The organism is Streptomyces triticisoli (assembly GCF_003270085.1).
GTDB classification, from domain to species: Bacteria; Actinomycetota; Actinomycetes; order Streptomycetales; family Streptomycetaceae; genus Streptomyces; species Streptomyces triticisoli.
The window spans coordinates 1-12629 of the sequence record NZ_QFDQ01000127.1 but is presented as its reverse complement, the minus strand read 5'-3'; the positions used below and the strand labels follow the sequence as shown (position 1 = coordinate 12629).

Sequence of the window (12629 nt, the reverse complement as noted above, 5' to 3'; positions counted from 1 at the left end):
CGGCCCGCCGGAAGCAGGAGTGCTTCCGGCGGGCCGTCCGCCGTCTGTCACCGGCTCACTTCGAGCCGGGTTCCACAGCTCGGGTCACTTGCCGTAGTACGCGCTGTAGATCGAGATCACCGACGTGTTGCCCTTCTTGTCGGTGATCTTGGCGCGGTAGGAGATGGCCTTGCCCTTCGCCGGGTTCTTGACGGTGATCTTGCCCTTCTTGACGGTGACCTTCTTCCAGGTCTTGCCGCTGTTGTACGACACCCAGACGGACAGCGACTTGAGGTTCTTGCCCGCGCCGGCGCCCTCGACGGTGACCGGGAAGGTCGCCTTCTTGCCCGCCTTGACACGGTTGTCCATGCCGGTGGTGGCCTTGAAGCGGGCCGAGGAGGCCGGGAGCTGGGTGGTGCGGGACGGCTTCTTGGAGCGGAACGTCCAGGTCGCGTCGATGCGGGTGGAGCCGTTCGCGATCTTCGCGCTGCGCTTGACCGAGGTGGTCAGCTTGTACGCGGCGTCACCGGAAGGCACCGTGAAGACCTTGCTGCCGAACAGCGGGTCGTCGTTGGAGCCGACCTTCTTGCCGTTGCGGTAGAGGGTGGTCTTCGCCGAGGTGAACACCGAGGCGCCGTAGTGCCCGGCGGAGTCGGCGAACAGCGGCAGGTCGCCGTAGATCGTGTTCCGGTCGCGGAACAGGCCGTAGTCCCGGTTCAGACGCGGGCCGAACACCGCCCTGTTGAAGGTCTTGGTGTAGGTCTTGCCGGCCTTGAAGGTCTGCGGCGCGCCGAGCGTGTAGAACGCCTCGGTGACCGGGAAGCCGTTGCGGTCGTAGCCTCCGTACTGCTCCACGTCCATCGTCCACTGGATGCCGTGGTTCGTCGACAGGTACAGCGTGCGTGTGCCCGGCAGCTTCTGCTCGACCGGGAATCCGATGACGTAGTCCTCGGGGAGCAGGCCCACGGTGGTGACGCCGCCGGTCTTGCGGGAGCCGCCCGCGGCGATGGCGGTCTTGACCTTGGCGAGTTCGCGTGCCGCGTAGTGGCGCACCTTGCCGCCCTGGAACCTCTTGACCTTGGCGGTGGTCGCCACGTCGTACTCGGTGCTCGCACCCTTGGTCCACTGGCCGTTCCAGGTCTGGCTCAGCCCGCTGACGTCTCCGCCGAGGGAGCCGGTGCGCAGGTTGGACCAGCGGTCGAGGCCGATGCCGATGCCGAAGTCCGCGGGGTCGTAGTAGTAGCCGATCATCGCCATGGTCTGCCGTGCGGACTTGTCCGGCACGGTGATGTCGGCCGCCTTGGCGGCCCGGGCGTCGATCGTCAGCGTGAGGTTCTTGGTCACGCTGAGCTTCGGCTGGACCAGCCAGTCCAGGCCGCCCTTGAGGGTCACGAAGTCCTTCGCGATCCAGGCGTCCACGACGTACGTGCCCCTGGGCACGCGCACGGTCGTCGTGCCGGAGTCGGCGGAGAACACCTGGTAGGCGCGGTCCGCGCCGAGGCCGGAGTAGCCGAACAGGGCGGTGTTGTAGCCGGCGGTGGGCTTGCCGTCGCGGCCGATGTGCTTGACGGTGACGTCGTAGGACTCGACCTCGCGGTCCACGGCCGCGGCCGTACGGACGCTGTGCCCGTCGCCGGTCGCCGTGACGTACGCCGAGTAGGCGCCGTCCAGGGTGCCGCCCAGCCGGGTGTCGGCGGTCAGGTCCACGGAGGCCTTGCCGCCGGCCGGGACGGTCACCTCGGTCGCGCCGAGCGTGAAGAGGCCGGCCGGGGCCGCCCGGCCCTGGGGGTCGGTGGACGTCAGGCTCAGGGTGAGCGTGACGTCCTCGGTGCCGAGGTTGCGGTAGGTCAGCTGCTTGGTGACCGGCTCGTCGTCGGTGTGCGGCCAGGCCTGGGTGCCGAAGCTCACCGACACCGGATCGGCGATCACGGTCTGCCGCATCGCCCGGTCGACGGCGATACGGCCGGCGCCCTGCTCGAACGGCGTGTACGCGCCGCCCTTCGAGGAGCCGGTCAGCGCGCCCTTGAGTTCGGCGTGACCCCAGTCGGGGTGCTGCTGCTTGAGGAGGGCGGCGGCGCCGGCGACGTGCGGGGTCGCCATGGACGTGCCGTCGATGGTCAGGTAGCCGGCCGGGCTCTCGCCGACCTCCTGGGCGATGAGGCTGCCCTTGGCCGCGGCGGCGGTGATGGCGACGCCGGGCGCGGTGACGTCGGGCTTGACGGCGCCGTCGCCGACGCGCGGACCGGTGGAGGAGAAGCCGGCGAGCCTGTCCTTCTTGTCGACGGCGCCGACGGTGAGGGCGGCGTCCGCGCTGCCGGGCGAACCGACCGACTCCGGGCCCTCGTTGCCGGCGGCGATCGCGAAGAGGATGTCCTTCTCGGCGGAGAGCTTGTCGACCGCCTCCTCCAGCGGGTCGGTGTCGGGCATGTCCGGGCCGCCGAGGCTGAGGTTGACGATGTCGGCACCCTGCTGGGCGGCCCATTCCATGCCGGCGAGGATGCCGGAGTCGTCGCCGTAGCCGCTGTCGTCGAGGACCTTGCCGTTGAGGATCTTCGCGTCGGGCGCCACGCCCTTGTACTTGCCGCCCGACTTGGCGCCGGTGCCCGCCGCGATGGAGGCGACGTGGGTGCCGTGGCCGAAGGCGTCGTTGGTGTTCTTCGCGGCGGAGAAGTTCTTGGCCGCGACGACCTGGCTCTTCAGGTCGGGGTGGGTGGCGTCGACACCGGTGTCCAGGACGGCGATCTTCACGCCCTTGCCGGTGTAGCCGGACTTCCAGGCCGTGGGCGCGCCGATCTGCGGCACGGACTTGTCGAGGCTGACCTTGCGGACGCCGTCGAGCCAGACGTGGGCGACGCCGGTGGCGGGCTTGTCCCCGTCCGTGAGCGCCTTCCACAGCTCGGGGGTGTCCTTGACCGAGGTCTGCACCGCGTCGGCGTTCAGGGCCTTGAGGGTGCGGCGCAGGGTGCCAGCCTCGCGGACGTCGGCCCGTGCGGCGGTGGCGGCCCCCTTGTAGCCGACGATCACCTTCAGACCGTTCTTGAGCGACCTGCGGGTGGCGGACTTGTTCAACTCGGTGATGTCGAAAAGCCGTTGGTCCAGTTTGCCGGAGGCGACCAGGCGGGCCGCGTCGGCCGGTACGACGTGGGTGTGCCCGCCGGCCCTGCGGACCTGCACGGGTATGTGTTCGCGCCCCTTGGCCCGCTGCAGGCCGACCACGCGTCCCTTGGCGTCCACGGTGACCCGGTCGCCGGTGATGAGGGTGATGTCGCGGTGGGCGGTGAACCGGGCGGTATCGGACGAGCGCTGCTCGGGTCCCGCCGACGCCGGGCTGGTCATACCCGCGGCGAGGGCTACGGCCGCTGCTGCGGCGACCGTGGCAGCGCACGCTCTTTTCACTTGTCTGCGCAAGACTCCCCCTGGGAGATGGAGTACCGGGCGAATCCCCGTTCACCCGACCGAGGGAAATCTCGTACAAGCGCGCGTACGTCCCCCCGGAACACGCAGTATGCCGGGGGGTGATCACCTGCTCAATAGAGGGGTACCGCATTGAGCCAGATGTACGTCCACGAATGAGCAGGGTGACTACGCGTCAACAGTGCGCCTACGCGCCTGTCTTCTCCGTGACGGTGATGCGGCCCTTGCGGATCGTCGCCAGGCGCGGGGCCTTCTTCGCCAGGGCGGAGTCGTGGGTGACCATCACGAACGTCAACCCGTGCTCCTTCCACATGCGTTCGAGTACGTCCATGATCTCGTCGCGCATCGACTCGTCGAGGTTTCCGGTGGGTTCGTCGGCGAGCAGCACCTTGGGCTGCTTGACCAGGGCCCGGGCGATGGCGACGCGCTGCTGCTGGCCGCCCGACAGCTCGGACGGCAGATGCCCGAGCCGTTCGCCGAGTCCGACCGACTTCAGTGCCTCGGCGGCCCGTTCGCGCCGGTCGGCGGCCTTGATCCCGAGCGGGACGAGGGCGGTCTCGACGTTCTCCTGCGCGGTCAGCGTCGGGATCAGGTTGAAGGACTGGAAGACGAAGCCGATGTTCTCGCTGCGCACCCTGGTGAGCCGGGCCTCGGGCAGTTCGGCCAGGTCGGTGCCGTCCAGGACGACTTCGCCGGAAGTGGGCCGGTCGAGCCCGCCCAGCATCTGCAGCAGCGTCGACTTTCCGCCGCCGGTGGGACCCTGGATGACCAGCCGGTCACCGTCACCGATGGTCAGGTCGACCCCGTCGAGGGCGTGGACGACGTCCTTGCCGCGGGTGTAGCGCTTGGTGACGCCTCTGAGTTCGTACATGGTGCAACAGCTCCTGGAATGCGTGAGGGAGTCGGGTCGGTGGCCCACGAGGCCCGTGGACGGGCAGCGCCGTACGGGCGCTACTCGACGCGCCGCAACGCGTCCGCCGGGCGCAGCCGGGAGGCCCGCCAGCCGCCGAACGCGCCGGCGATCAGACCGCCGGCCACGGCGAGGCCGACCGCGAGGGCGATGGTGGTGGCGCTGACCGGCGCGGTGAGCGCCACCTCCAGCGACTTCGCGGCCTGCCGGCCGGGGCCGGCGAGGAAGGCACCCCCGCCGCCGGGACCGCCCGGCCCGCCCCCGGAGCCGCCGAGCTGCGCTTGCAGCGTCGGGCTGACCGCGGTCACCACGTACGCGCCCGCCAGGCCGAGCGCGATGCCGAGGACGCCGCCGACCAGGCCGTTGACGACGGCCTCGCCGACCACCTGCCGGGTCACCCGGCCCGACTTCCAGCCCAGCGCCTTGAGCGTGCCGAACTCGCGCACCCGCCGGGAGACCGCGGAGGAGGTGAGCAGCCCGGCGACCAGGAACGCGGCCACCAGTACCGCGATCGACAGCCACTTGCCGACGCCGGCGGCCAGGTCGGCGGCGGTGGACAGGGAGCCGGAGACGGTCTTGGCCAGATCGGCGGAGGTGGTGACCGTGGTCCCGGGGACGTTCTTCCGGATGGCGCTCTTGACGGCGCCGATCTGCTGCGAGTCGGTCGCCTTGACGTAGACCGTGGTGACCTTGTCCTTCTCGCCGCTGAGCTTCTGCGCCTGCTTCAGCGGGATGTAGAGGTTGGCCGCCGCGTCCCCGCTGCTGGCGGTCGCGATGCCGATGACCTCGTACGTGGCGCCCTTGATGGTGACGGTGCTGCCGGTCCTGAGCTTCTTCTCCTTGGCGTACGCCGCGTCGGCGACGGCCACCTTGGCGTTGGTCTCGGTGGTCTTGAAGGTACGGCCGCTGGTGATCTCGGAGGAGGTCAGCGGGCCGAGCGCCGGCTGGGTGACGTCGGTGCCGTAGACCGTGTACATGTTGACGTCGAAGTCGGCGCCGCCGCCCTCGATCCGGTAGCGCGGCCCGGCGCCCGGCTTGCCGCGCATCTCGACGCCGCCGTCGCCCTGCTGGAACTGGCCGCGGGTGAACTGGCCGCTGACCTTCACCACGTTGAGGCTCAGCCCGCCGACGGCCGAGGAGACGCCCTTCTGGCCGGCGACCTCGGTGACGGTCGAGGCGGGCAGGGTCGTGAAGCCCTGGGCCATGACCCGGTCGCTGCTCTGCTTGTCCTCGGAGTCGTCGTCCTTCGCCTCGAACCGGAAGCGGGGGCGCTGCGCGTCGCCCGACGCCGGCGTGGCCGCCTTGGTGACGGTCATGTCCGTGCCCAGCCCGTACAGCGACTGCAGGACCTTTTCCTGCGCCCTGCCCATGCCGTTGGACACGGAGTTGACCACGATGACGAGGGCGATGCCCAGCGCGAGCCCGGAGGCGACGACGAGGGCCGCCTTTCTGCGGCGGCGCAGTTCGCGCCTCAGGTAGGTGAAGAACATGCGCCGCACGGTAGGGACGCACTCTGATGGAGCGATAAGGCCGGACTGAGAGAACGATGAGAAGGCCGATGCCGCCCCGAAGGACGGCACCGGTCAAGCTGCTTGAGGACCCGTCAGGCCGCCGATCCGGCCTTCCACTGGGCCCAGCTCATGTTCCAGCCGTTGAGGCCGTTGTCCGGGGCGATGGTCCTGTCGCCGGTGTTCTGCACGACCACGACGTCACCGACCATCGAGTTGTTGTAGAACCACGCGCCCGGGGTGTTGGGGTCGTCCGCGCCCTGCTTGTCCTGCAGACCCACGCAGCCGTGACTGGTGTTGGCGTTGCCGAAGATGCCCCTGCCCCAGTAGTTGCCGTGGATGAAGGTGCCGGAGGTGCTCAGGCGCATGGCGTGCGGCACGTCCTTGATGTCGTACTCGCCCTTGCCGTCGTCGTCGGTGAAGCCGACCGTCGCGCCGTTCATCCGGGTCTCCTTGAACTTCTCGGAGATCACCATCTGGCCTTCGTACGTCTTGTTCTCGGGCGAACCGGCCGAGATCGGGATGGTCTTGACGACCTTGCCGTTCCGCGTGACCTTCATCTGCTTGGTCTTCGCGTCGACGTAGGAGACCTGGTTGCGGCCGATGTTGAAGGTGACCGTCTTCTGCTGGACGCCGTAGACGCCCTGGGCGCCCTCGACGCCGTCGAGGTCGAGCTTCAGCGTGACGGTGGAGTTCTCCTGCCAGTACTGCTCGGGGCGGCAGTCCATGCGCTGGGCGTTGAACCAGTGGCAGGCGACCTCCTGACCGCTGGAGGTGGTGACGGTGATGCCCTTCTGGACGGCCGCCTTGTCGGTGATGGCCTTGTCGAAGTTGATCGAGACGGGCATGCCGACGCCGACGGTGGTGCCGTCGTCCGGCGTGAAGTTGCCGATGAAGCTGTTCGCCGGGGAGACCGTGGTGAAGGAGGCGTTCTCGTGGGCGGCGCGGCCCTTGGCGTCGGTGGCGCTCGCGGAGACCTTGTAGGTGGTGGCGCGGTCCAGCTGGCCGCTGGGCTTCCAGCTCTTCTTGTCGGCCGATATCCGGCCCTCGACGGCCTTGCCGTCGACCGTGGTCATGGCGACCTTCGTCAGTGTGCCCTTGGCCACGGTGACGGCGGCGGAGTTGTTGATGGAGGCGTTGTCGGAGCCGTCCGCGGGTGTGATCTTGATCTGGGCCTCCGACGACTCCTGGGCCGCGGCCTTGTCGGCCTGGGCCTGCGAGGTGTCGCCACTGCCGCCGGCCGCGTCGCTGCTGCCGGAACAGGCTGTGAGCACCAGTACACCGCCGAGCAGTACGGACGCGGCCGTCAGGCTCTTGCGCCGCTTACTGTTCGTCATCACACGCTTCTCCATCGTTTGGCGAATCCCCAAAGCCCCTCGAACCCCCCGCCGTAGATCTTCAACGCTACGACCGTTTCACCCCATTTCCCATGTCGTGCGGATGTGGGCCTCACCACGTCCGCCGCGGCGGACGGGGCGCGGGACGGGGGCGCGTTCCGTGAGACGACGAAACCCGGACGACGGTTGCGGCCGGGGCCGCCGACGGCCCGGGCGACGTCAGCCGGGGAACCCGGGGTACTCCCTGCGGTTCAGTCCCCCGTCGCCGTCCTCCTCGTCGTCCCCGTCGACATCATCCTCGTCCAGTTCCCAGTCCGGCGAGTCCGGGTCGTACTCGATGTGCTCACTGGACCAGGACGCCTGCTGGAGTTCGACCCCCGGCACCTCACCGACCAGCACGAACGGGTCGACCAGATACGCCAGGGCCTCCGCGGTGTCTTCCGTCACAGCCCCTTCGGCGCGCATCCGCTCCAGGGCACCGAGCTGTTCGTCCTCCGCGATCCGGCGGCGGGCCGCCGCCATGACGGCGTCCTCGTCCTCGACCTCGAGAACCAGCTCCACGCGAAGCCGTACAAAACGTGATGTCTCTGCAGTACTCATGGCCGGAGCGTACGACTCAAACCTCCTGTGACTTTCCTGTGACCCGCGATTTTCACTAACATCGCTCCACACGGCCAATTCACCAGCGCCACAAGGGGATCGATATTCCGTGTCATCCGCTCGCCGTACGTTGCTGACCGCCACCGCCGCGGGCACCCTGCTGGGCGCCCTGTGGTTCGTCCCCTCCGCGAACGCCTCGGTGGAGGCACCGGCGAGAGAGACGGGTCCGGCGGCGCCGACGACGCAGGTCACGGAGCAGGGGCGGCCGGCGCCCACGGAGGCGGAGGGGTCCGGGACGGAGGCCGGGTCCGGGTCCGAGGCCGGCTCCGCGGGGGCGTCCGCGCCCCGGGACGGCACCGAACTCGCCGCCACCGGAAGCATCGACACCACTCCCTACGTCGTCGGCGGAACGCTTTTTCTCGCGGTGGGCGCCGGTTTCGTGGTGTATTCGGTGCGGCGGGAGCAGTTCGACTTCTGAGCCGGCCGGTGTCCCGGTGAATTGGGGGGCTTGAGCGGCTTGTGAGGTGAAGGCGGCCGGGATCTGCCGGAAAGGGCGGATCCCGGCCGCCTTTCTTTCTCACCGCGTCACTGCAGCGGGCCGGTGACGGTCTCCGCCGCCGCGACGAGCCGGCCGTCGCGCACGAAGGCGTCCGCGGCGGCGAGGTCGGGTGCCAGGAACCGGTCCGGGCCGGGGCCGCCGACCCCCGCCTGCCGTACGGCGTCGATGACCGCCCGGGTCGCCGGGGCCGGGGTCAGCCCCTCGCGCAGCTCGACGGCGCGCGTGGCGGCGTACAGCTCGACCGCGAGGACCCGGGTCAGGTTGTCGACGGCCGTGCGCAGCTTGCGCGCCGCCGACCAGCCCATGGAGACGTGGTCCTCCTGCATGGCGGAGGACGGGATGGAGTCGGCGGAGGCGGGTACGGCGAGCCGCTTCATCTCGCTGACCAGGGCGGCCTGCGTGTACTGGGCGATCATCAGGCCGGAGTCGACGCCGGCGTCGTCGGCGAGGAACGGCGGCAGGCCGTGGCTGCGGTTCTTGTCGAGCAGGCGGTCGGTGCGGCGCTCGGCGATGGAGCCGAGGTCGGCGGCGGCGATGGCGAGGAAGTCCAGGACGTAGGCGACCGGGGCGCCGTGGAAGTTGCCGTTGGACTCCACCCGGCCGTCGGGCAGGACGACGGGGTTGTCGACGGCGGAGGCGAGCTCGCGCTCGGCGACGAGCCGGGCGTGCGCGAGGGTGTCGCGGCCGGCGCCGGCGACCTGCGGGGCGCAGCGCACCGAGTAGGCGTCCTGGACGCGGGGCGCGTCGTCCTGGTGGTGGCCGGTGAGGCCGGAGCCCTTGAGGACGGCGAGCATGTTGGCGGCGGCGGCGCCCTGCCCGGGGTGGGGGCGGATGGTGTGCAGTTCGGGGGCGAGGACCCGGTCCGTGCCGAGGAGCGCCTCCAGGCTGAGGGCGGCGGTGATGTCGGCGGACTTGTAGAGGGTGTCGAGGTCGGCGAGGGCCATGATCAGCATGCCGAGCATGCCGTCGGTGCCGTTGAGCAGGGCCAGGCCCTCCTTCTCGCGCAGCTCGACGGGCCGGATGCCGTGCTCGGCGAGGAGTCCGGCGGCGGGGCGTACGACTCCGTCGGGGCCCTCGGCGTCGCCCTCGCCCATGAGGGTGAGGGCGCAGTGGGAGAGCGGGGCCAGGTCGCCGGAGCAGCCGAGGGAGCCGTACTCGTGCACGACCGGGGTGATGCCGGCGTTGAGGAGGCCGGCCATGGTCCGCGCGACCTCGGGGCGTACGCCGGTGCGGCCGGAGCATACGGTCTTCAGCCGCAGGAACATCAGCGCCCGTACGACCTCGCGCTCGACCCTCGGGCCCATGCCGGCGGCGTGCGAGCGGACGATGTTGCGCTGCAGCTGGGCGCGCAGCTCCTGGCTGATGTGCCGGGTCGCGAGGGCGCCGAAACCGGTGCTGACGCCGTAGACGGGGTCGGGCTTGGCCGCAAGTGCGTCCACGATCTCCCGGGCCGCCGCGAGGGCCGCCACCGCCTCCTCGGAGAGCTCGACGCGGGCGCCGCCGCGGGCCACGGCGAGAACGTCGGACGCGGTGACCCCGGACGTCCCCACCACCACAGTGTGCATATCCATATTCAGGAGCGTACGCAGTGAATGCGAAGATGTCACCAGTGGGGAGCGGGAATGCCCCTTACTTTTCTCCGCCGTCTCAAGGCCTCCGCCGCCTCAAGGGCTGCGCATCTCAAGGGCTGCGCATCTCAAGGCCTCCGCCGCCTCAGGGGCTGCGCATCTCAAGACCTCCACCCCTTCAGAACCTCCACCCCTTCAGCACCTCCGCCCCCTCAGGACCTCCGCCCCCGGAAGCGGCGACGGTCGGCCGGGGACCGTGGGGCGGGTGAGGGCTCGTCGGCCAGCCGGACGACCGGATCCTCGGGGCCCTCACGGCCGGCGACGACCGGCCGGTCGGAGCGCAGCGCCTTCGCGCGGTACTGCGCGGCGTCGGCGAGCCGGAACAGCCGCCGGGCCGAACGCACCGGCCCGATGACGTCCTCGGTGGAGGCCACTCCGCAGGCTACGCCCTCCCCGTGCTCCAGCCCGGCCGCGCGCCGGCACAGCTCGTCGGCCGCCTTGACCACCTCGTCGGCGGACGGACCCACCGCGAGCAGGCAGAACTCGTCCCCGCCGAGCCGGGCCACGAGGGCGCCGGGAACCATCGCCCCGCACAGCGAGAGCACGGACCCGAACCGCTCCAGGAGCCGGTCGCCGACGGCGTGGCCGAGGGTGTCGTTGACCTGCTTGAGCCCGTTGAGGTCGCAGACGACGAGACTGACCGCGACGCCGTCCGCGCGGTGCCGCTCGATCGCCTCGTCGAGCCGTACGTCGACGGCACGGCGGTTGGCGAGCCCGGTGAGCGCGTCGGTGAACGCCAGGCGGCGGGCCTCCTCCAGCCGCTCGGTCTGGGCGAGACCGGCGGCGACGACGGCGGCCAGCACGGTGGCGAAGTCGGCGTCGGACCGGCCGAAGAGGGGGGCGCCGACCGCGCGGGCGACATAGAGCTCGCCCCACGCGCGCCCGTGCTGCACGATCGGCGCGACCACGCAGCAGCGGCGCCCACGCCGACGCAGGGCCGCGACGCGCTGATGGCAGTAGCCGGGACGACCGGCGGCCGGCCCCTCGGCGGTCTCCACCCAGGCGTTGGGCTCGCCGCCCGAGGCCCACCGCTCGTGCAGGAACTCGGTGATCTCCGGGAACTGGTGCACGGGGTACGCCTCGTCCTCCGGAAACTCCTCCTCTTCCGGCGCCCGCTCCCCCACGTTCACCAGGACCCGCAGCCGCCCCCGCTCACGCTCCCACACCGAGAGCGCGGCAAAGCTCCCCTCCAGTGCCCGGCACGCCCCGAGCGCCGCCGCCCGCCACGACTCCCGCGGGCTGTGCGCCGCCGCCATCCCCTGCGCCAACGCGACGACAGCCGCCAGCCGCCTGTTCTCACCCATCACCCCAGGCTAGGGACATTTGATGAGATTCGGGACATTCTCGCGCCTGTCAGTGAGCGGCGGCCCACACCGGTCCGAGTACGGCTCGGACGGACCGCAGGGCTGGGCGGGGGCGGGTGGCGGTCACTCTCCCGGCCAGCGGGGGGTGCGTTTTTCGTTGAAGGCCGCCACGCCCTCCGCCCGGTCCGCGGAGAAGGCCACCGAGCGCCAGGCCGCGTCCTCCACCTCCAGGCCGGTTCGCAGATCCAGGCCGTGGCCGAGACGCAGGGCGCGCTTGGCCGCGCGGAGACCTACGGGGGAGTTCGCGGCCATCCGGCCGGCCAGCCGCAGCGCCTCCTCGCGGTCCTGGGCCTCTTCCACCAACTGGTCCACCAGCCCCAGCTCGTGCGCCTCCTCGGCTTCCAGACGACGTGCCGTGAAGATCAGCTCGGCCGCCCGGGCCGCCCCCACCCGCCGCGGCAGCAGCTGCGTGCCGCCACCGCCGGGGATCACGCCCACGGACACCTCCGGCAGCCCCACCACGGCCGTACGGTCGGCCACGATCACGTCGCAGGACAGGGCCAGCTCGAAGCCGCCGCCGAGTGCGTACCCGTGCACCGCGGCGATCGTCGGCATCGGCAGCTCCAGTACGCCGGTGTACGCCCCGCGCGCGACCGGCCGCTGCCGCATCAGGTCGGCGTCACTGAAGGAGTTGCGCTCCTTCAGGTCGGCGCCGACGCAGAACGCCCGTTCGTGCGACGACGTCAGGACTACCACGCGCGCGTCCCGGTCGGCGGCCAGCGCCGCGCACGCCCCGGCGATCGACCGGGCCATCTCCGTCGACACGGCGTTCATGGCCTTCGGCCGGTCCAGGACGAGCTCCGCCACGTACTCGTGCCGCCGCACCAGCACGAACTCTCCGAACCGCTCCTCGCTCATGACAGCCTCCCGGTTAACGCGTGTTAACACGGTAACAGGGAAAGCCCGGCCGGGTCACAGCACGCCCCACTGTCGAGACCCGATCCCCCGTTCGAGTGACATCCCGCCCGACCCCCGCCGAACCCCCACGAGAGCGCATAACGTGCGTTCCCCACGGCGCACAGGGGGCGCGAGCGCATCGGGGAGGACGGCGGATGACGACGGACACGGCCACCGTGCAGCAGGACGACACGGTCGACGTCTGTGCGCGGTCTCATCCCTGGGACCTCCGGGCGCGCGGGCGCCACCGCAGGCCCCGCCCCCGCAAGGTGCTGCTGACCGCCGGAGGGCTCGCGGTGGCCGTCGGTGTGCTGAGCCTCGTACGGCTGGCACCCGAGTACGGGGGCGGCGGACCGGGCCGCGCGGAGGCCGGGACCCGCGCGGACGCCGGCAGCGGCGGGTCCGCCGACACCTCCGCCGGGGCCGGGCCGGC

The 12629-nt window shown here is 71.0% G+C and carries 9 protein-coding genes and 1 pseudogene; 2 read left to right on the top strand and 8 right to left on the bottom strand.

The window, feature by feature from the left end; genetic code table 11:
- Positions 1–84: 84 nt before the first annotated feature.
- From DEP02_RS18620 to DEP02_RS18600, 5 genes are all read right to left on the bottom strand, one after another.
- Complete coding sequence (locus tag DEP02_RS18620; protein ID WP_112468819.1) at positions 85–3315, bottom strand: S8 family peptidase; 3231 nt, start codon at positions 3313–3315, stop codon at positions 85–87.
- Positions 3316–3580: 265 nt separating this feature from the next.
- On the bottom strand, positions 3581–4264 hold the full coding sequence (locus tag DEP02_RS18615) for an ABC transporter ATP-binding protein (RefSeq protein ID WP_112468817.1): 684 nt from the start codon (positions 4262–4264) through the stop codon (positions 3581–3583).
- Positions 4265–4344: 80 nt separating this feature from the next.
- Positions 4345–5793 (bottom strand): ABC transporter permease, encoded by a 1449-nt coding sequence (locus DEP02_RS18610; RefSeq protein WP_112468815.1) that lies wholly within the window; start codon positions 5791–5793, stop codon positions 4345–4347.
- A gap of 113 nt (positions 5794–5906) precedes the next feature.
- A complete protein-coding gene (locus tag DEP02_RS18605; RefSeq protein ID WP_112468821.1) occupies positions 5907–7148 on the bottom strand; it encodes a L,D-transpeptidase in 1242 nt (413 codons plus the stop codon).
- Between the two features lie 219 nt (positions 7149–7367).
- Positions 7368–7748, bottom strand: coding sequence for a hypothetical protein (locus tag DEP02_RS18600; protein WP_112468813.1), 381 nt, complete (start codon positions 7746–7748; stop codon positions 7368–7370).
- Positions 7749–7857: 109 nt separating this feature from the next.
- On the opposite strand from DEP02_RS18600, the gene DEP02_RS18595 reads away from it, so the two are divergent.
- On the top strand, positions 7858–8226 hold the full coding sequence (locus DEP02_RS18595; protein WP_198668482.1) for an LPXTG cell wall anchor domain-containing protein: 369 nt from the start codon (positions 7858–7860) through the stop codon (positions 8224–8226).
- 107 nt (positions 8227–8333) lie between these two features.
- Here the strand turns inward: DEP02_RS18595 and hutH are convergent, their stop codons facing one another.
- From hutH to DEP02_RS18580, 3 genes are all read right to left on the bottom strand, one after another.
- A complete protein-coding gene (gene hutH / locus DEP02_RS18590; protein WP_112468809.1) occupies positions 8334–9872 on the bottom strand; it encodes a histidine ammonia-lyase in 1539 nt (512 codons plus the stop codon).
- A 215-nt stretch (positions 9873–10087) separates the two neighbouring features.
- The gene (locus tag DEP02_RS18585) at positions 10088–11239 is read right to left on the bottom strand and encodes a GGDEF domain-containing protein (RefSeq protein WP_112468807.1); all 1152 of its coding nucleotides are present in this window, start codon (positions 11237–11239) and stop codon (positions 10088–10090) included.
- 123 nt (positions 11240–11362) lie between these two features.
- Positions 11363–12157 carry an enoyl-CoA hydratase/isomerase family protein gene (locus DEP02_RS18580; RefSeq protein WP_112468805.1) on the bottom strand — a complete coding sequence of 265 codons (795 nt, stop codon included), beginning with the start codon at positions 12155–12157 and terminating at the stop codon, positions 11363–11365.
- A 194-nt stretch (positions 12158–12351) separates the two neighbouring features.
- Here DEP02_RS18580 and DEP02_RS18575 point away from each other — a divergent pair.
- Positions 12352–12629 (top strand): annotated as a pseudogene (locus DEP02_RS18575) (hypothetical protein); the annotation flags it as partial.

What these genes read in the sequence shown, in the direction of transcription:
- DEP02_RS18620 (WP_112468819.1), bottom strand. Translation starts at nt 3,315, where the DNA reads ATGACCAGCCCGGCGTCGGCGGGACCCGAGCAGCGCTCGTCCGATACC.
- DEP02_RS18615 (WP_112468817.1), bottom strand. Translation starts at nt 4,264, where the DNA reads ATGTACGAACTCAGAGGCGTCACCAAGCGCTACACCCGCGGCAAGGAC.
- DEP02_RS18610 (WP_112468815.1), bottom strand. Translation starts at nt 5,793, where the DNA reads ATGTTCTTCACCTACCTGAGGCGCGAACTGCGCCGCCGCAGAAAGGCG.
- DEP02_RS18605 (WP_112468821.1), bottom strand. Translation starts at nt 7,148, where the DNA reads ATGACGAACAGTAAGCGGCGCAAGAGCCTGACGGCCGCGTCCGTACTG.
- DEP02_RS18600 (WP_112468813.1), bottom strand. Translation starts at nt 7,748, where the DNA reads ATGAGTACTGCAGAGACATCACGTTTTGTACGGCTTCGCGTGGAGCTG.
- hutH (WP_112468809.1), bottom strand. Translation starts at nt 9,872, where the DNA reads ATGCACACTGTGGTGGTGGGGACGTCCGGGGTCACCGCGTCCGACGTT.
- DEP02_RS18585 (WP_112468807.1), bottom strand. Translation starts at nt 11,239, where the DNA reads ATGGGTGAGAACAGGCGGCTGGCGGCTGTCGTCGCGTTGGCGCAGGGG.
- DEP02_RS18580 (WP_112468805.1), bottom strand. Translation starts at nt 12,157, where the DNA reads ATGAGCGAGGAGCGGTTCGGAGAGTTCGTGCTGGTGCGGCGGCACGAG.